Raw genomic sequence first — 19191 nt, 5'->3', positions numbered from 1 at the left:
TAACGCATGAATAAAAAAATTCGGTTATTCCAATCAATCCATTTCAAGATTGCAATTGTTTTTGTCTTGTTGCTGCTAGTAACACTAGAGGTGATTGGGGCTTCGTTTGTTAAGCAATTGGAATACCAAAATGTGAAAGATTTTAAGCAGTCATTGCAAGTGACTCCCTATGTTCAAAACCAATTAAGCAATGAATTGATGAGCAATAGCGGTAATGCGAATAAAAATATCAAGGATATTATCGGCGATATGGGCAATTCTGCTGAGATTCAAGTCGTTGATAATAAAGGGACCATTCGGGGTGTCACTAATCTGAATACGCAAAGTACTGTTGGTCAAAAAACGCGTAATCCACGTGTGAAACAGGCGATTTATTCAGGGCATACGGAACAAGAAGTTGCCTATAGTGAAAGCCAGGGCAGTTATTATACGGCGATTCAACCGTTGACGGATCCCAATGGTGACAGCAATACTGTCGTTGGGGCAGTCTATATTCGTGCCAGCATGGAAGAGGTCTATAAAGGCATTTCATCGATCACGGTTATTTTCCTGACCTCGTCTCTTGTGGCAGGTTTATTAGGGATGGCTTTATCGATTGTCATTTCCCGGGCAATAACGCGTCCAATTGATGAAATGAAGAAACAAGCAATTCAGATGGCACGTGGCGATTATTCAGGCCAGGTCCGCATCTATGGACAGGATGAATTGGGCCAACTTGCGATTGCGGTTAATAACTTGTCAGTTCGGGTCGAAGAGGCGCAAGAAGCGTCCGAATCCGAGCGACGGCGATTAGATAGCGTTATGAGTCACATGACTGATGGGGTAATTGCGACTGATCGACGAGGTAATATCACGATTATTAATGAAACCGGGCAGGACTTTCTCAATGTGACTAGCGATGGCGTCTTGGGCCAATCGCTTCTAAAAGTGCTTAAAATTAGTGAAGAATATACACTTCGCGATTTATTAGAAACCCAACAAGTGATGGTCTTAGATTTTTCAGATCAACAAGATCATGACTTGATTTTGCATGTCGATTTTTCATTGATTCAAAGAGAAACAGGCTATATCACCGGGTTAGTGTGTGTGTTACATGATGTAACGGAACAACAAAAGAATGAACGTGAACAACGCGAATTCGTTTCAAATGTTTCTCACGAATTGCGGACACCATTGACGAGTGTTCGGAGTTACATCGAAGCCCTTAATGATGGTGCTTGGCAAGATCCTGAAGTCGCACCGAACTTTTTGAAGGTTACGCAAGAAGAAACTGATCGAATGATCCGAATGATTAACGATTTATTGAGTTTATCGCGGATGGACCAAGGGACAGCTAAAATGAATTTAGAATTTGTTAATTTAAATGAATTCTTTGGCTATGTACTTGATCGGTTTGATATGATGATTAAACGGGATCAGGAACACGATAACAATGCATCACCGAGAGGGACGGGCAAGTTACCAACTGATGATCCTAATAAAAAATACAGTATTACGCGCGACTTCACCAAGCGGGATTTATGGGTCGAAATTGATACCGATAAATTCATGCAGGTAGTCGATAATATTATGAATAATGCGATTAAGTATTCACCAGATGGTGGGGTCATCACTTGTCGTTTATTGGAAACCCATCGTCATGTGATCTTAAGCATTTCTGATCAGGGCTTAGGGATTCCACGTAAAGATTTAGGGAGAATCTTCGATCGTTTCTACCGGGTTGATAAGGCGCGCTCTCGGAAACAAGGCGGGACCGGTTTAGGCTTGGCAATTTCAAAAGAAGTTATCGAAGCACATAATGGGCGTGTTTGGGTTGATAGCCAAGAAGGCAAAGGCTCAACATTCTATATTTCTTTACCATACGAACCAATTGATTCTGATGGAGGTGATTGGGATGAAATTTAATAGTTTTGTGATGCGGGTCATCCTGATTGCTTCAATCGTTTTAAGTATTATTTTATCCTGGAAGATTTGGACGAATAATACACATTACGAACGACGGACAGATAGTCAAACGACGACGAAAGCGGTGAGTCGAAAATCGGATCGCAAGATTAGCGATATCTTTTTACCCACGCAAATCCTGTGGCGGACTAATCAACAGAGTCAGCTCGTTTATAATTCAAAAGAAAGCTTAGTGCCCAAGCTGAAGGAAGCCATGAAGTTGACTAAATCAGCACGGTTTAAAGCATCTAAGTTAAGTGAAGCCAATTACTATCAGGCGATTACAACTGATGATACATTGACCTTGTTGTATCCGGACAATATTTCGTATGCGGTCTTTAAGAAGGTTTTTGACGACAGTAACAACCAATTGAGCCGGAATACGACCTTTAATCGGATTAAGATTACGATGGGGAATAAGCCACAGCTGACATTGATGAACGATAAGAGTCACATGACTTATCAAACGACGATGCGGCAATTTTCAGAGGCCCAAGTGAAACGTATTTTGGATCATTCAGATGTACACTTGAATGTTAAGGAGAGTTTGTTAAATCATAAACCGTTTATTTATGTGGCTGCCGATCAGTCCCTTTTACCATATAGTTACTTAGTCAACCAACAACCAGAAAATTACTATATTACGACCCTATTGGATCAAAAAAATACTGATAATATTGATGCTAAAGAACAAGGGGACAATGTAATCTATACAGATGGTGCCAATAACGATTTATACAAGCGACTAACCATCAATCATAAAACGGGTGAAATTGCATTTGTGAAATATGAGGATACGAAGTCACCGACAGGCTTAACGAAGAGTTTTGAAACGAGTTTTGCTGCGTTGTTGAAGACGGGCAATTCATTATCCGGCATGCGTTTTTACAGTTATGATGAAGATACCAATTCGACGACTTATCGCACCTATGTTGAAGGTGCTCCTACCCTAGTATTTGGTACATAAATTTCTGAACAGTTGTGCCATAATTAATAAAACAAGATAGGAGCATTCCAATGAAACGATATCAAGATGATTTTAAAGCCAGCATTGTGAAGATGCATCGTGAAGAGAAAAGATCTATTCGCTCGCTTTCCGAGGAATACGGTGTTTCTCCAGCCGCAATTCATAACTGGGTTAAAGGCGCTAAATCAGTTGAGCTAGAAGACGGTACTGAAGTAACGTCCAAAGAATTCAAACAACTTCAAAAGGAAAATCAGCGATTAAAGGAGGAACTCGAAATTTTAAAAGCTGCGGCGGTGTTACTGGGAAAGCATTAGGACGAATTAATTGCCTTGTCTTCATAGAAGATCAGTTATTGCGACACCGCTTATCAATTATTCTTTCGGCACTGAAATTACCGCGCAGCACCTATTACCATTGGAAAAGATATCAACCTAGTCAACACGAACGTGTTGATAATCAACTCAAAGAAAAAATTAAATTGATTTGGGAAAATAATTATCGTGCCTATGGTTATCCACGAATAACGATGGTGCTTCGCAAGTCAGGCATCTGTGTTGGGTCAAAACGAATTTTACGATTAATGAGGGAAATGGAGATTCACTCTTTAATGAATCGGCGATTTAAAAAACCTGGCACTCATGTGGATCATTCACAACGCCCCAATTTAATCAAGCACCAGCCCAATGCAAGGATATGGCGTGCTGACATTACTTATTTGGAATTACGTCCAGGAACCTGGGTTTATCTCAGTTCTATTTACGAACCAAAGGTTCATCAAGTTCTTGCTTTCAAGATTGGTCGTCAGATGGAGGCGACGTTAGTTGTAGAAACGATTAATCAGGCGCTTGAATATCATCAAAAGCCACAATATTTTCACTCTGACATGGGTTCACAGTACACCAGCAACGAAGTTGAAACTTTACTTGAACGGCATCAGATTAGCCACTCATACTCAAAACAAGGTTATCCTTATGATAATGGGCCAATTGAAGCTTTTCACTCATTGTTGAAGAGAGAGTTTGCCTTTCAAACAACTTTTTCCAATTTTGAGGACTTGGTAATCCGAACCTCAAATTACATCAGTTGGTTTAATTCCGACAGAATTAGAACGAGTGTTTAGAAAAAGATGTGCCATTTATTGACATAGGAGCAATCGGTATTCAAAAGCGTTATCGAATAATCAGCAAGCTGTTTACGTCCAAAAGGTCCCAGGGGGGCAAATGATGGACGAACATGGACAGTTAATTTTTACATTGGATAACGGACAAATTAGCCAGTATACGCAGACTTATATCAATAAGGTTCAAATTTTACGTGAAAAGGAAATGACCAAGATTTCTGCACAAGGGGCAGTCGTCGATTTATACACGGATAATGAAATTCCAAATAACTCCAAGATTTTGTGGGTTCAACTAGGCTATAGCGCCCTATTAGACGCCAATAGCAGTACGGTCTACGTACCAGCCTGGCAAATCGCCATTGAAAATAAGAGTACCAAAAACGTCGTCGTTAAGCGCATCAATGCGTTCACCGGCGCCTTAATGAAGAATCGCAGCGAAGTAACATCATAAGAATCAGTGAAAAAGCCAAGGGGATAGCGGATAAATGGTAGAAAAAGATGAAATGCGGGTTAGCGTCTTAGCCAGCAGTAGTTCAGGCAACACAACTTTTATTGAAACACCAACTCAAAAAATATTAGTCGACGCGGGAATGAGCGGTAAACGCGTTCAGGATTTAATGCACAGTATCGGTCGGGATTTAAAGGATGTTGACAGTCTACTAGTGACGCACGAACATCGCGATCACAGTAGTGGCGTGGGTGTTTTAGCCCGCCGGTATGGGATTGATGTGTATGCTAACCAACCGACTTGGGATGCGATGGCGTCAATTATTGGGACCGTTCCTGATGAACATAAGCACGTCTTTGAGATGGGTAAAACCAAAACACTCGGTGATATCGATGTTGAAAGTTATGGCGTTTCACACGATGCCGCTGCGGCGCAATTCTATCAATTTCATCATAATAACCGAGCCTTCGCAATCTTAACGGATACGGGTTACGTTTCGGATCAAATCAGAGGCACTATCGAAAATGCGGATGCCTACTTGGTGGAATGTAATCACGATTTGGAAATGTTACGAATGGGTAAGTACCCTTGGTCGCTTAAACAACGTATTCTTAGTGATACGGGTCATCTATCTAACGAAGATGGGGCTTCAGCCTTAATGGCCTTTATGGGACAACAAACAAAGCGTGTTTTCCTAGGTCATTTGAGCCAAGAAAACAATATGAAGGAGTTGGCACACTTAACGGTGGCATCAATTTTAGAACAACATGATTACGGTGTTGGCACGGATTTTGAAATTTTGGATACTGATCCAGCGATTGCGGACCCTTTATTTGTTGTTTAGGCATAAAAGCGTTAAAATACCGCTATAAAAACAATTTAAAATTCGTAACTTGTTCATGAATTTTTCAAATTTAAATTTTATGATAGAGATAATCAATAAACAGAATAAAATTAGAAAGTTTGGGTGATTTAGTATGAATCAAAATTCAGGATTAATGAAAACAGCGGTTGTTGCAGTTATTTCAGCATTGATTGGTGGGGGCGCAGCCTATGCCGGTTTTTCTCGACTCGGCAGTTCGGCCAATGATGTCACGACTGCAACGCAGACGCCTACTAAAGCGGGGGCAACTAAGATTAGTAATATCAAAGTGAACTCATCATCACAGACGACAACAGCCTTCCAAAAGGTTAATACATCAGTTGTATCCGTTGTGAACTTACAAAAACAACAACAATCAACCGGTGACCTGAGTTCATTATTTGGTTCAGGCAGCACCAACAGCAATAGTAGTTCTTCTAAGAGCAGTAGCAGTGATTTAGAAGAATCCAGTGAAGGTTCAGGTTTAATCTACGAGAAAAAAGACGGCAAAGCTTACATCGTGACGAATAATCACGTGGTTGCTGGTTCTGATAAAATCGAAGTCATTTTGAGTGATGGCACAAAATTGGAAGCTAGTTTAGTTGGGACAGATGCTGTTTCTGATTTGGCTGTCTTAAAAATTAACGGGACTAAAGTGAAGAAGACGGCAACGTTTGGTGATTCAGATAGTATCAAAGCTGGTGAATCAGTTCTTGCGATCGGCTCACCATTGGGTTCAGAATACGCAACTTCTGTCACACAAGGGATCATTTCTGCTAAGAAACGGACAATTGATGTGACGGACGAAACAACTGGCCAAACAACTGGTCAAGCGACTGTTATTCAAACTGATACAGCGATTAACCCTGGGAACTCAGGTGGCCCATTAGTTAATATGGCCGGTCAAGTTGTTGGGATTAATTCAATGAAGTTAGCCTCAAATGGTGATACGACAGTTGAAGGGATGGGCTTTGCTATTCCAAGTAACGAAGTTGTTAAAATTATTAATCAATTAGTGGCTAACGGGAAAGTCGTTAGACCAGCACTTGGGATTAGTGTGATAGATTTAACCAATATTTCATCAACACAACAATCTTCAGTATTAAAACTACCATCAACCGTCAATAGCGGGGTAGTGGTTGCCTCAGTAACAAGCAATTCAGTTGCTAAGAAAGCTGGGATTAGTAAATACGATGTGATTGTCGGTTTAGGCGGCAAGACGGTTTCAAGCGTTGCAGACTTACACACAATCCTATACAGTTACGCGATGAATAGTACAACTGAAATTCAGTACTACCATAATGGCAGCTTGAAAAAAGCGAATGTTAAACTTACACAAGCAGCTTCATCAGATAGTACGACAACAACTAAATAAACGCACTAAAAATAAAGACGCACGACCGGATTTTTCCGATCGTACGTCTTTTTTATGGTGTTAAATTAAAAAAGAAGTTCGTCAAGGGGGACAAGTAGCCGAATTGTTAAGTTTTAAAAAAGTCAATGTGGATAGCCAAAATGCGGCAACGACAGAAGCTTGTGGATAAGTCTGTGGATTGTGGGTATAACACGGAAAAATAAGCACTAATGTTATCCACAAGTTAATAAATGAAAAGTGGATAACTTTTTAAAATTAAAATAAATCGTCAAAAAATGTTGATTTTAAAGCATTTGAAAATGGATACACAGTAGTGCGAACAATTAAAAATCGGTGGATAACTTTTTTTATAAGAAAGCGTTCCAAAAAATGTGATTCGATTATTTAGTGGTTCAAAAAAATTTAACCACAAGACTTGGGACGAACACTTGTGCATATGTGGATAACTTTTGTGGATAACTTGTACTTTTCGGTGAATTACTGTGAATAGCTTTTTTTTAGAATCAATTTCGCCTAAAATAGAAGTATTAGCTAGGAGGACGTTATGAATATCAAAATTATCACAGTTGGGAAACTGAAAGAAAAATACTTGAAGGCGGGCATTGCGGAATACGCCAAACGCTTAAGCAAATTTTGTAAGTTTGAAATCATCGAAGTGTCAGACGAAAAGGCACCGGAATCTTTGAGTGAGGCTGAAATGACGACCGTTAAAGATAAAGAAGGCGAACGGATCTTAGCCAAGGTGAAGGATAAGGAACACGTGATTGTGTTAGCCATTCACGGCAAGCAACGTGCGTCAGAAGAATTCGCAAAAGAAATCCAAGATTTGGCAACCTATGGCACATCAGATATCACTTTCATTATTGGGGGCTCACTCGGAACAAGCGATGCCGTCAATAAACGTGCTAACGATGCACTATCGTTTGGCAAATTAACGTTACCCCATCAATTGATGCGCTTAGTTTTAACGGAACAGATTTACCGGGCGTTTATGATTAACCAGGGATCTCCGTATCACAAATAAGAAAAATTGAGAGCCCAGATAAATTTTGTCTGCGGTTCTTTTTTATACCCATCAAAGTGACATATTATGTCGGGGCAATTTTATATACTTTAGTTATCGAGATGCGTAATCTCAACTAAGGTATTTGGGGGCTATTAGTATGAATAAGAAATTAACGGTTGGTTTAGCAACGGCGACGCTTCTTTTGTTGGCGGCGTGTGGGCAACAGGCTGATTCAACGAAGACAAGTAGCAACAGTCACAGTACGACGCAATCGGAAAAACGGGCTAAAAAGCAAAGTGAATTAAAATTGCGGGCTCAAAGTAGCGCCAAAAAACAGGCTTCAGAAGCGTCAGCTAAAGCGATGAGCGAGTCTCGTGAAAAGGCCGCGATTGCATCATCAATAGCAGCTGCTCAATCGGCTGAAGTTGCAAGCAGTACAGCCGCTAGTGAACAAGCGGCATCTGCAAGTTCAGCGTCTGCTGCTCAACAAGCATCAGAAACGGTAGCTTCTAAAGCAAGTGAATCACAACAAGCAGCGGAACAAGCTAAGCAATCTGCAATTAAACCGATCACACAAGCAGAGGCGATTGAAGCTGAAAAAAAGGCGTTCGAAGGTGCTGAAGTTATTGTTTCGCATAACGGCACTTTCAGTAGTCAACCTGATGGTTCAATGACGGCTCATGACTATTCTGGGGCGCAGGGGGAAGATTTCTGGACCTTCACGCCGAATGCAGACGGTACGATTACGGTTCTTTCGAAGTTTGGTTCCGTCAAAGGTGGCGAACAACAAATCGAAACGCATGTGGTGCCAAGATAATCACCAACTCAAAAAGCGCGCTAAGACAATTTGTCTTAACGCGCTTTTTGAATATCTTATTTTTGCAAGTAATCTGCGACATAAGCGTCGATTTCTGCGAGGTAGGTTTGTTTTTGGGAATCACTAATCCACGCTGTTTCAAATGAGTTCTTTGCAAACTGAACGACTTGGTCAATAGTTAAATCATTTTTAGTAGCGATAGCTTCGTAATTATCGTTGATATAGCCGCCAAAATAAGCTGGATCGTCAGAATTAATTGAGACTTTGACATTGTGATCGATCAGTTCGAGAACTTCTCGATCCTTCATATCATCGGCAACAAGGCGGTTAGAAAGTGGGCAAGAAGTTAAGCCGATTTTAAGCTGTTCGACCCAGTCAACCAGGTCCGGATTTTCGACGATATTGGTACCGTGATCGAGGCGTTCAACGCGAATGATTTCGAGGGCTTGTTGAATGTGTTGGATTGAGTCCACTTGATCGATATCGGCATGCATCGTAATCCGATAACCTTGAGCAACCGCATCGCCGTATTCTCTAAGGAACTTCAATGGTGGATTGTGATGTTCATCGGAGTCTAAACCGATACCGAGAATCTTAGCTTGGTAGGGTTTGGCGATTTCTAGTAGTTGGCGCGCTGACTCTGTGGAAAGATCGCGGAGGAAACACATGATTAAGTGGGCATCGACATTGAAGGCACGGGCATCGACACAGGCACGATAAAAGCCGTTCACGACGGCTTCAAAAGCTACACTGCGTGTCATATGAGCTTGGGGATCAAAGAACAATTCGGCGTAACGGATATTTTCTTGGTGGGCCTTTTTCAAATAAGTTAACGCTAATTGGTAGAAGTCATCTTCAGTTTGTAAAACATTCATTGCGGGGTAATAAACTGCGAGAAATGATGCGAGTGAATTGAAGTTGTAGCTTGCTTGAACTTCTTCAATCGTAGTTTGGCCGATATCAACACCATTTTTTTGCGCAAGGGCTAATTTCAATTCGGGTTCCAATGCGCCTTCCAAGTGAAGATGTAATTCTGCTTTAGGTAAACCATCAATAAAGTCACGTGTTGCCAATTGTGTCATAAAATCTGCCTCCTAATGAATTAATAACTTGGCACTAGCATAACTTAAAAAATTCGCAATTTCAAGTTAAACACGAACTATTTAATTAAATAAAATAAAATTGTTCTTGAATAATCAAATGCAGTTTGGCATACTAGTGTTATTAATGATAAACGGGAGTGATTGGGAAATGGCACCAATGAAGCAATCAGGGATTCAAGCAAGCGCAGATCGCATGTTTAAGTTACAAGAATCTGGCACAACAATGAAACGCGAAATTTTCGCGGGACTGACAACGTTTGTCTCGATGGCTTATATTCTATTCGTTAATCCACAGATTTTAGGCGAAGCCGGTATGGATAAAGGCGCAGTCTTCACAGCGACCGCTCTTTCAGCAATTGTTGGTTCGTTATTAATGGCCTTTTTAGCCAATTATCCAATCGCGATTGCCCCAGGACTTGGCGATAACGCGTTTTTCACATATTCAGTCGTCATTGCTATGGGCATTTCTTGGCAGACCGCTATGGCAGGTGTCGTGGTCGCATCATTGATTTTTATGGTGATTACCTTATTCAAGGTTCGGGAATACATTATTGACGCGATTCCACATGATTTGAAACTAGCGATGGCCGCCGGAATTGGCCTGTTCATCGCGTTTGTCGGGTTACAAGGTGGCGGTTTAGTTGTTGCCAGCAAATCAACCCTCGTTCAAATGGGGTCATTCACAGTGCCGACAACTTGGCTCACGATTTTCGGTTTAATCGTGACCGGCGTATTGATGGCTAAAAAGGTAAATGGTGCCATCTTTATTGGGATGATTGCAACCACGATTTTAGGCTTAGTGACAAAATTAATTTCGTTACCAGCACAATTGATGTCAGTTGCACCAAGTATGAAACCCACGTTTGGCGTAGGGATCCAACACTTAGGTGATATCAATCAACCACAATTATGGGCAGTCGTTTTAATTTTCTTATTGGTAGCTTTCTTTGATACTGCCGGGACTTTAATCGGTTTGGCAGAACAAGCTGGCTTCATGAAAAATGGTAAAATGCCCCGTATTGGCCAAGCGTTAATGGCTGATTCTGTTTCAATGATGGCCGGGTCAGTAATGGGCACAACACCAACTGCCGCTTATGTTGAATCATCCGCTGGGATTGCCATGGGTGGTAAGACGGGTTTGACTAGTTTAGTGGTTAGTGTATTGTTCGGGTTTTCGATGTTATTCTCACCATTATTAACAGTCGTTACATCACAAGTGACCGCGCCTGTTTTAATTATCGTTGGTGTTTTAATGGCAAGCTCATTAAGTAAGATTGATTGGAGTCGCTTTGAAGTGGCGTTACCAAGTTTCTTAACGATTATCGCAATGCCGCTGACTTACAATATCGCTTACGGGATTGCTTTTGGCTTCTTAGTTTACCCAGTGACAATGCTTGCTGCGGGTCGGCGCAAGGAAATTCATCCGGCCATGTACGCTTTATTCGTTGTTTTTGTTATCTTGTTGTACGTCATTAATATCTTACCGAAATAAAGGAGAACGATGATTATGTCAGATCGCTTAACGGCTTTTAAAGAATTAATTCAAGCTGGGGGTGCTAAGCGGCCCGCAGACCTCATTATTAAAAATGGTCAGTTAGTCAATGTGATGACCGCCGAAATTTATCCGGCAGAAGTCGCTGTTTACCAAGGTAAAATTGTAGCGGTAGATCCCGATGTTTCAGCGTATCAAGGGACTGAAACGCGTGTGATTGATGCTAAGCAGCAATACATCGTACCGGGCTTGATTGACGGTCACATCCATGTAGAATGCAGTAAGTTAAGTATGACTAGTTTTGCTGAGGCCGTTGTCCCACACGGCACAACCAGTATTATTTCAGGATTAGACGAATATATCTCAGTAATCGGTGTCGACGGTTTATCAGAAATTTTTAAAGAAGTTGATCAATTACCAATGCGCGTTTTCTGGGGCGCGCCATTCAAGACCCCTTACACGATTCCAGCTTCTACCATCGCTGATAATATTGATTCAACGGTTCAAGCGCAACTACAAAAACGGTCTGACGTTTATGGCGTTTGGGAAACGGTGCGTGAAGCAGTTGAAACACTAGACGAAGATACCTTAAAAACATTATTGAGTGCGCAAGATAACCACGTACCCGTTTGGGGCTGCGCGCCAATGGCAACGGGCACTAAGTTGAACGAATACTTGATGAGTGGCGTCCGGGTCGATCACGAGAGTTACGACCACCAAGAATTATTGGAAAAGGTTCGCAAAGGGATCAACGTTGTGATTCGTGAATCATCAGTGACGCATTTCTTAGCTGAAAATATTCGCGCCATCACTGAAACAAACGGTCAGATTGCACGGCATGTCAGTTTTTGTACGGATGACGTTAACGCAATGGATATCGTCAATAAAGGTCATCTCGATCATTTAGTACGTTTGGCAATCGCGGCTGGGGTTGCACCAATGACGGCCATCCAAATGGCGACGATCAATAGCGCTGAAGCCTACCGCATTGATGATCAAGTCGGCTTAATCGCACCAGGGCGCAATGCGGATATCTTATTGGTTTCTGATTTGGAAGCTTTTGAGATTACACGCGTCTTGGCTAAAGGTCAACCGGTGGCAACGGACGGGCACATCGATCATAGTATTGAACGCCCGGTTCGCCCGGCTAGTTTAGCTAACACTGTTATCAGAGAGGCTGTCCAAGCTAGCGACTTTGAATATCATGTGGCAGCAGATGCAAGTCAGGTCACTGTTCAAACGATTGCCAGCGAAGGACCTTTTGTCCGCCATGCTAAGACTAAGATGTTAGCGGTTGAAGATGGGATTGTTCAAATCGATCCAGCAAAAGACGTTGCGTTGATTTCCGTCTTGGAACGTTTCGGTAAAAATGGCAACCAATCATTAGGATTCACCTCGGGTTGGACGCTCAAAAAAGGTGCGATGGCTTCGACCGCCGCACCCGATGATAACAACATTATCGTGATGGGTGTTAATCCAGACGATATGGCTTTGGCGGTCAATACGTTGATCGAACGTGATGGTGGCCAAGTGGTTGTGGCTGATGGTCAGATTTTAAGTTTCTTACCATTACCAATCGCCGGGATTGTCAGCGATGTAACGCCAGCTGAATTGGCAGTTCAAGAAGAAGGCATTTTAAAAGCCAGCCAAGCTATTGGGAGTGAAGTGGTCGATCCGATGTTTTATATGACGTTCTTACCAATTACAGCGATTCCCGATTTAGCCATTACTGATTTAGGAAACGTTGATTGTAATGAATTAAGACTATTTGACCCGATATTAACAACTCAATAGGTAATAAAAAGGGATTCGACAAAATAACTTTGTCGGATCCCTTTTTTGTAATATTGAGGTATTTATTGGTTAAACGTGTTCTGTAACCCATATCCTTCCGGTTAACCCTGAGCGCCAAATAATCGCCGAGCGATTATTCGTCCCTCTGTGTTAATCCTCGGGATAAAATCAGGGTTACGACACACTCTGATTTTAAACGTGCTTTTGCCAGTAACTTTCTGTGCTTTGCTAAACTTATCAAACCGGTGATTTCATCACCAATTCGCTAAGCTCTGCAAATGCTCAAAAGCTAACCACTGGCAATGCACTCTTTTGAAAACGTGCTTTTTGAAACTGACTTCTGCGCTTAGCGTCACTCGTCAAACAACTGCTTACAGCAGTTATTCGCCGAGCTGTGCTAATGCTCAAAGTCAAACCGTTTCAAACGCACTCTTTTTTTGAACGTGCTTTTTCAGGCATATTGTTGCAGTTAGCTACGTCTCGCAAATAATCGACTGTGTCGCTTATTCACGAGCCTAGGCTAAGCCACACAATATGAACGCCTGAAAAAGCACTTTTTTGATTAGGCGAGTGGTTGTCCGTCCGCTTCTTGATAGCGTTGTAAGATGTAAATCGCGAGAATCACTAAGATCGCCCCGCTCATTTCAACCCAGCTGAATTTTGAGTGGAAGAAAATGATGCTGAGGATGAAGGTGATTACGGGTTGCACGGCATCTACGATACTGATTACGGTTGATGGTGCGAAATTTAAACTGTGTAATAAACAAAGATAAGCAAAAACCGTTCCGATTAAAATGACAGCTAAGATTGCAATAATCCCAGAACCATTTAAATGAGGTGGTGCTTGCCAGAATGGGCGGTTGATGTTGAATAAAATCCCACTGATAAACATCCCCCAACCAAGCACTAAAATCGGTGATTTTTCATTGACGATAGGGCGTGGTAAAACAACGTAAAACGCTGCTGTGACCCCTGATAAAATCCCCCAGATTAATGAATTAAACGGAATTGTCAATGTATGAATATTCCCTTTTGTAATTGAGAGGAAAACCCCTACTAAGGCAATTCCAAATGAAATCAAATCAATTCGGTTAGGCCACTTGCGAACAAAGGCGAGCGTCCCAATTACGATGAAAAGTGGGCTCAAGTATTGCAAAATAGTAGCCGCTGCGGCGTTCCCAGTTTGAATACTCATGAAGAAGGTGTATTGATTCCCCATAATCCCAAAAAGCGCGTAGGCGATTAACCAGGCTGTCAATCGCTTAGATTTAAAGATTGAGAAGATATCTTGTTTGAACTTAATCGCACCGATTAGTAAAAGAATTAGACCGGCACCTAAGGTTCTAACAGATAAGAACCAAGTCGCAGGGACTTTTTGCCCTTGCGAGATAAATTCGAGGATTGTCCCAGAGACGCCCCAAAGTGCAGAAGCCATGGTTGCCCAAAACATCCCTTTAGCGATGTTTTGCGGCTTTAGTTGATTTGTCATTGCTTTAGCCATCCTTGTTATTTTTTAGTAAATCCATAACTATTCATTATAGGCTAAATGGGCGTGATATGCCATTTACAAATACGAAATTTTCCGAAAATATCTCGATAATTAATCATTAAATATTCACAAAGGAAAGCTAATATACTACTAATAAACAGATTACGAGGTATTGTGTATGAAAAAACGTCTGAAACAAGGAACGGTCATTCTCCTAGGAGTCATCTTAGCGGGGCTGCTCCTTTTTAAATTAGTAGGAAGCTCATCGTTATTTAACAAGGATATATTGAGTACATCTCAGATTATCAAAAACATTGGTAGTCAGACAATCAAGACGCGGCAAACGCGTCAGGAAAAATTAACCGCGACTTATAAAAAAGCACTTAAATCGGATCAATATACGAGCGCTAAGCCCTATGTTAAGGTCAATCCTTATGGGACGTCACCTCTGAGTGCGTTGGTGTTGTTTAAAACAAATACGGCGACTAAGGTCACGGTCGAAGTGGTGGGGAAAACCGCTAAGACCAGTATTAAGAGTGAAGTTGGCAAAACTTACACCAAGAGTCATACCATTTCAGTTTTAGGGCTTTATGCGAACTATCAAAATAAGGTGCGCTTAACATTAACGGATAAAGCTGGCCATAAGACGTATCAAACGATTACTGTCAAAACAGCCGCTTTACCGAAAGCAATTGCTTCGATGTCATTGAAGGTCAAAAAAGCGGATAAGACGAAGATGTCAATTGGCAATAGCAGTCTAACGTTCTTAGTGCGTTCAACACAATATCCAGTTGGTGTCGATGCGGATGGTGAAATTCGGTGGTATTCAACCAATTATGTCCAACATATTTTTAAAGTACTCAGCAACGGCCATCTTCTTTATTTAACGAAACCTGATAATAAAGATTTAGTCTACAATGATTTGTTGGAAACTGATTTTATGGGACGTGTTTATCGCGAATACCAATTCTCGACGGAAACGCGTAACAATGAATCGGCAAATGATAAAACCGAAACAACCATTATTCACCATGATGCGATTGAATTACCGAACCATAACTTATTGCTGACGGTTTCGGATGGGGGTTCAAAATATGTTGAGGATACAATGGTCGAGTTATCACGTAAAACCGGCAAAGTGGTCAAAGTGATTGATTTGAAGAAGCTTTTACCAGCTGAGCTCTATGAAACCTATAAGGCGACAAAACGTGCCGATGGCAAGTTAGATTGGTTCCACCAAAATTCAATCGACTATGATACCAGTGATGATAGCATCGTTATTTCAAGTCGCAATCAGGATTTAGTCATGAAACTAGATTACAAGACATCTAAAATTAAGTGGTTATTCAGTAGTAAATCGGCTAGCAAGTGGCCATTGAAATACCGTAAATTATTGTTGAAAGCTGCCGACAGCCAAACAACCTTTACGGGTGGGCAACACGCCGCCACAATTTGGCCGACCGGCGAAGCGGACCAGAAGCAACTAGTGTTGTTCAACAATAATATGGCCGTTTCAAATGGCGATAAGAAGACGTCTGGCAAGTACTCCGAGGGTGTCAGCTATTTAATTGATGAACAGGATAAGACGATTAAGAAAACCTGGTCCTACGGCAAAACATTGGGTAAAACGAATTTTAGTGAAGTAATCGGCTGTACGCGTAAATTAACAAATGGCGATTACTTGATTGATTTTGGGTTTAACGATCAAGGCAAGACCAGTCGTATTGTAGAGGTGGATCCCAAAACTAATAAAGTGGTCTATAATTTGACGTTTACCAATTTTACGACAATTGGTTATGCTTATCGGGCCGAACGGTTCTCACTATATAGTCAGAATTATCAATTTAAGTTATGATGATTAGTAACTAAGTAGAAACGAGGCGCGAAGATGCAGTATATCGCATTATTACGGGGAATTAATGTTGGCGGTAAGCGAAAAGTTCAGATGAACTTGTTACGGACCGCGTTTGAAGATGCCGGGTTTACGAATGTGCGGACCTATATTAATAGTGGTAATGTGTTATTTGAAACACCCGAAACAGAACTGACGGAATTGGTGGCGGTTTGTGATCAATTGATGGTCACGACGTTTGGCTTTTCAGTCCGAATTGCAATTGTTACGGCTGATTATGAGCAGGTTGCTGTTACGGGGCAGTTTGTTTTCTGGAGTGCACCTGTTAAGACACACGGGCGCACGCGCTGGGCGACAATTGTTAAAAATAAGGCACTTTACCAGTGGATTACAATCCGCAATGCCAACACCGCTCGGAAATTAGCAGCTTTAGCACAAGACTAGTTACTTAAAAGCGTCAAAGTGGCATATTATTTGATATTCGTATATACTTATGGTAACAATCCAAAAAAGAAATGAGTGAAGCGATGCGTTTATCAAATTTGAAACAGACGATGCTGCAAATGGGTTTAATCTTAATTGCGTTAGAAATAATTGCAATTGGGATCCAACTCTTCTTTGCCCCCCACGAAGTAGCAGCCGGTGGGGCAACCGGTGTGGGAATTTTATTAGAGGAATTAATGGGCTGGCGGATTTCGACGGTGGTCTTAGTGATCAACATCGGGATGCTGATCTTAGCTTATTTTCTCCTCGATAAAAAGACCACGTTAAGAATCCTCTTTGGTAGTTTTATGTTACCAGTTTGTTTGGCCATCACTCCGCAGGCGATGGTGATTGAAGATAAACTGTTGGCGATTATTATCGGGAGTGTGGTATATGCTGCCGGAATCGCCTTGTTATATCGAATTGATGCATCTAGTGGCGGGTCAACCGTGCCACCATTAATTTTTAAGAAGTATTTCAATATTAAACCAGCATTAAGCTTGTTGGTCGTTGATTTATTAGTTTGTTTTGCCAATGTTTTTGTTTCTGGTTTCGAAACCTTTATGTTAGCAACCTGTTCATCGATTTTGACATTGATTACGATGAATTATATCGAAACAGGTCTTAACCGGAAAAAAGTGCTCTACGTGATGAGTAACGAACAGTTGGCAACTATCAAAGAACATTTGGTGGAAGAAGCTGATGTCGGTGTGACAATCTTTGACGTAACAGGTGGTTACTCTAACGAAGACAAGCAAATGTTGATGTTAGTGGTCGAAAATCAGGCCTACCAACACATCATTAATAAAATTCACGAAGTGGACCCGCTAGCGTTTACGATAGTCGGCAACATAGCAGAAGTCCGTGGCGGCAGTTTATAAAAATAAGCGTGCGTTTTAAACAATAAAAAAGGGGTTGGGACAAAATTTATTTTTGTCCCAACCCCTTTTTTGATACCCGAATTTTTATAGTCTAAACGTGTTATATAAGTCATATCCTTGTGGTTAACGCCGAATGTCAAACGATTGCTTACAGCAATCATTCGCCACCCTCTGTTAATCCTCAGGATATACCCGACTTATATAACACTTTCTTTTTTACAGATGGTTAAAATAGCGTTCCGCTTTTAAATTTTGGACGGTGAGCATCACGACGAAGCTGATTAGATAGAGCGTCGAGATGAATAACATGACGGTTAGAATGGAATAGTGATCCAGTAACCAGCCGATAATGACGCTTGAAAACCCACCGACACAGCGACCAACGTTCATGATGACGTTATTGGCAGTTGCCCGAACTTCGGCGGGGTAGAGGCGACTAACAATCGCTCCGTAGCCGGCGAACATCCCGTTTGAAAAATAGCCGACAAGCGCACCGACAATCAAGAGGCCGGTCATATTTTTAGGTAAGGTCAACACGTAGACGCCAGCTGCAGAAGCGAGTAAGAAGCCGCTAAAAGCAACGCGGGGGCCGATGCGATCGAGAATCCAACCAAAGGTTAACATACCGGCTGACATCCCGACAATTGTTGCGAGCATCCAGGTGGAAGAGCCAGCAACACTGAGGTGTAACTGTTGTTGCATCATTGTTGGCAACCAGTTCATTAACCCGAAGTACCCAGCGATTTGAACCACTGCCATAACCATTAAAGCTAATGTTTGATGCGTTAATTGACGCGTTTTGAAGAGGGCTTTAATTTGGCCTTTAGGTCGTGCTTCGTCGGTGTCAAAGCTGCGACTTTCGACTAAGTGATGCCGAATGAAGAAGGTGATAATCACTGGGAATAATCCGAATAAAAATAGTGCGTGCCAACCGTATTGAGGCAATACCCAAGCGGCCAAAAGTGAGGCGGCAATTGCGCCTAATTGACCGGCAACACCGACGTACGACGAAACGCGCCCGAGTTGTTTTTTGGGAAAGCTTTCCGCAAGAACGGTCATGCCAATCCCATATTCACCACCAGCACCAATCCCGGCTAAAAAGCGACAAAGGTAGATGAGGGTGAGTGAATTTGCGAAATACATTGCTGCCGTAGCAAAGGCGAAGATAAAAATCGTGTAGGTGAACGTCTTAATGTGCCCGACGCGATCGGCTAAAACGCCAAAAAAAACGCCACCTAACAACATCCCGATATTAGTAATCGTTGCGATCAGTCCTGCTTGGGTGCCGCTGAGGTGTAACTCAGCAATAATGGACGATAAGGCAAAAGACAAGAACATAACGTCCATGTTTTCGAGTCCGAACCCGGCGGTCGTTGAGGCGACCACCTTAGACTGGTAGCTTGTTAATCGATGTTGGCTGTGTGCCGTGATAGTTTTCATATTCAATTTTCCTCCAAAAAGGCCGCTCTCTGTCGGCCCTTATTTTGCTTTGTGCTATTCTAGCACAGATTAAGCGCAAACCCAAGGTTAAAAAATAGAAAGCGGTTTAAATAAAGCG

Annotated in this window: 15 protein-coding genes and 1 pseudogene; 13 read left to right on the top strand and 3 right to left on the bottom strand. The window is 41.8% G+C overall.

All coding sequences use genetic code 11. The features are described 5' to 3' along the window. Positions 1-6 precede the first annotated feature (6 nt). From walK to LEUCM_RS02390, 8 genes and pseudogenes are all read left to right on the top strand, one after another. Positions 7-1905, top strand: coding sequence for a cell wall metabolism sensor histidine kinase WalK (gene walK / locus LEUCM_RS02430; protein WP_025016486.1), 1899 nt, complete (start codon positions 7-9; stop codon positions 1903-1905). Beyond that, complete coding sequence (gene yycH / locus LEUCM_RS02425) at positions 1895-2911, top strand: two-component system activity regulator YycH (RefSeq protein WP_056936473.1); 1017 nt, start codon at positions 1895-1897, stop codon at positions 2909-2911. Before walK ends, yycH begins: the two co-directional genes overlap by 11 nt. 50 nt (positions 2912-2961) lie before the next feature. Next, positions 2962-4031 (top strand): IS3-like element IS1163 family transposase gene (locus LEUCM_RS02415; protein ID WP_112234043.1). Its coding sequence is split into 2 segments (ribosomal slippage): positions 2962-3190 and positions 3190-4031, totalling 1071 coding nucleotides; the frame shifts between segments, so codons are not numbered across the junction. Between the two features lie 46 nt (positions 4032-4077). Beyond that, positions 4078-4482: pseudogene (locus LEUCM_RS02410) on the top strand (two-component system regulatory protein YycI); the annotation flags it as partial. 34 nt (positions 4483-4516) lie between these two features. Further along, positions 4517-5323 (top strand): MBL fold metallo-hydrolase, encoded by an 807-nt coding sequence (locus tag LEUCM_RS02405; protein ID WP_016264363.1) that lies wholly within the window; start codon positions 4517-4519, stop codon positions 5321-5323. Between the two features lie 133 nt (positions 5324-5456). Then, positions 5457-6716 (top strand): S1C family serine protease, encoded by a 1260-nt coding sequence (locus LEUCM_RS02400; RefSeq protein WP_025016471.1) that lies wholly within the window; start codon positions 5457-5459, stop codon positions 6714-6716. Between the two features lie 544 nt (positions 6717-7260). Continuing rightward, positions 7261-7740, top strand: a complete 480-nt coding sequence (rlmH, locus tag LEUCM_RS02395) for a 23S rRNA (pseudouridine(1915)-N(3))-methyltransferase RlmH (protein WP_011373797.1) — start codon at positions 7261-7263, stop codon at positions 7738-7740. Positions 7741-7879: 139 nt separating this feature from the next. Beyond that, positions 7880-8539: a hypothetical protein gene (locus LEUCM_RS02390; RefSeq protein ID WP_025016470.1), complete on the top strand. Its 660-nt coding sequence runs from the start codon at positions 7880-7882 to the stop codon at positions 8537-8539. Between the two features lie 56 nt (positions 8540-8595). On the opposite strand, the gene add is transcribed toward LEUCM_RS02390, so the two are convergent. Next, positions 8596-9621: an adenosine deaminase gene (gene add, locus LEUCM_RS02385; RefSeq protein ID WP_025016469.1), complete on the bottom strand. Its 1026-nt coding sequence runs from the start codon at positions 9619-9621 to the stop codon at positions 8596-8598. Between the two features lie 169 nt (positions 9622-9790). Between add and LEUCM_RS02380 the strand changes: the two genes are divergently transcribed. After that, positions 9791-11134 carry an NCS2 family permease gene (locus tag LEUCM_RS02380; protein WP_151388575.1) on the top strand — a complete coding sequence of 448 codons (1344 nt, stop codon included), beginning with the start codon at positions 9791-9793 and terminating at the stop codon, positions 11132-11134. Between the two features lie 9 nt (positions 11135-11143). Continuing rightward, a complete protein-coding gene (locus LEUCM_RS02375; protein ID WP_025016467.1) occupies positions 11144-12928 on the top strand; it encodes an adenine deaminase C-terminal domain-containing protein in 1785 nt (594 codons plus the stop codon). A 562-nt stretch (positions 12929-13490) separates the two neighbouring features. Here LEUCM_RS02375 and LEUCM_RS02370 read toward each other — a convergent pair. Next, positions 13491-14417, bottom strand: coding sequence for a DMT family transporter (locus tag LEUCM_RS02370; RefSeq protein ID WP_025016466.1), 927 nt, complete (start codon positions 14415-14417; stop codon positions 13491-13493). A gap of 178 nt (positions 14418-14595) precedes the next feature. Between LEUCM_RS02370 and LEUCM_RS02365 the strand changes: the two genes are divergently transcribed. The 3 genes from LEUCM_RS02365 (at position 14596) to LEUCM_RS02355 (ending at position 17633) form a co-directional block, all read left to right on the top strand. Then, positions 14596-16272 carry an aryl-sulfate sulfotransferase gene (locus LEUCM_RS02365; protein ID WP_025016465.1) on the top strand — a complete coding sequence of 559 codons (1677 nt, stop codon included), beginning with the start codon at positions 14596-14598 and terminating at the stop codon, positions 16270-16272. Between the two features lie 33 nt (positions 16273-16305). Then, a complete protein-coding gene (locus LEUCM_RS02360; RefSeq protein WP_025016464.1) occupies positions 16306-16713 on the top strand; it encodes a DUF1697 domain-containing protein in 408 nt (135 codons plus the stop codon). Positions 16714-16796: 83 nt separating this feature from the next. Beyond that, a complete protein-coding gene (locus LEUCM_RS02355) occupies positions 16797-17633 on the top strand; it encodes a YitT family protein (RefSeq protein ID WP_056936485.1) in 837 nt (278 codons plus the stop codon). A 216-nt stretch (positions 17634-17849) separates the two neighbouring features. Here LEUCM_RS02355 and LEUCM_RS02350 read toward each other — a convergent pair whose 3' ends face one another. After that, positions 17850-19073: an MFS transporter gene (locus tag LEUCM_RS02350; RefSeq protein ID WP_025016463.1), complete on the bottom strand. Its 1224-nt coding sequence runs from the start codon at positions 19071-19073 to the stop codon at positions 17850-17852. Positions 19074-19191: the final 118 nt, after the last annotated feature.

It is taken from the genome of Latilactobacillus sakei subsp. sakei DSM 20017 = JCM 1157, assembly GCF_002370355.1.
In the GTDB taxonomy this organism is placed as follows: Bacteria; Bacillota; Bacilli; order Lactobacillales; family Lactobacillaceae; genus Latilactobacillus; species Latilactobacillus sakei.
The sequence above is the reverse complement of the archived record's forward strand: the minus strand, read 5'-3'. Positions and strand labels throughout refer to the sequence as shown.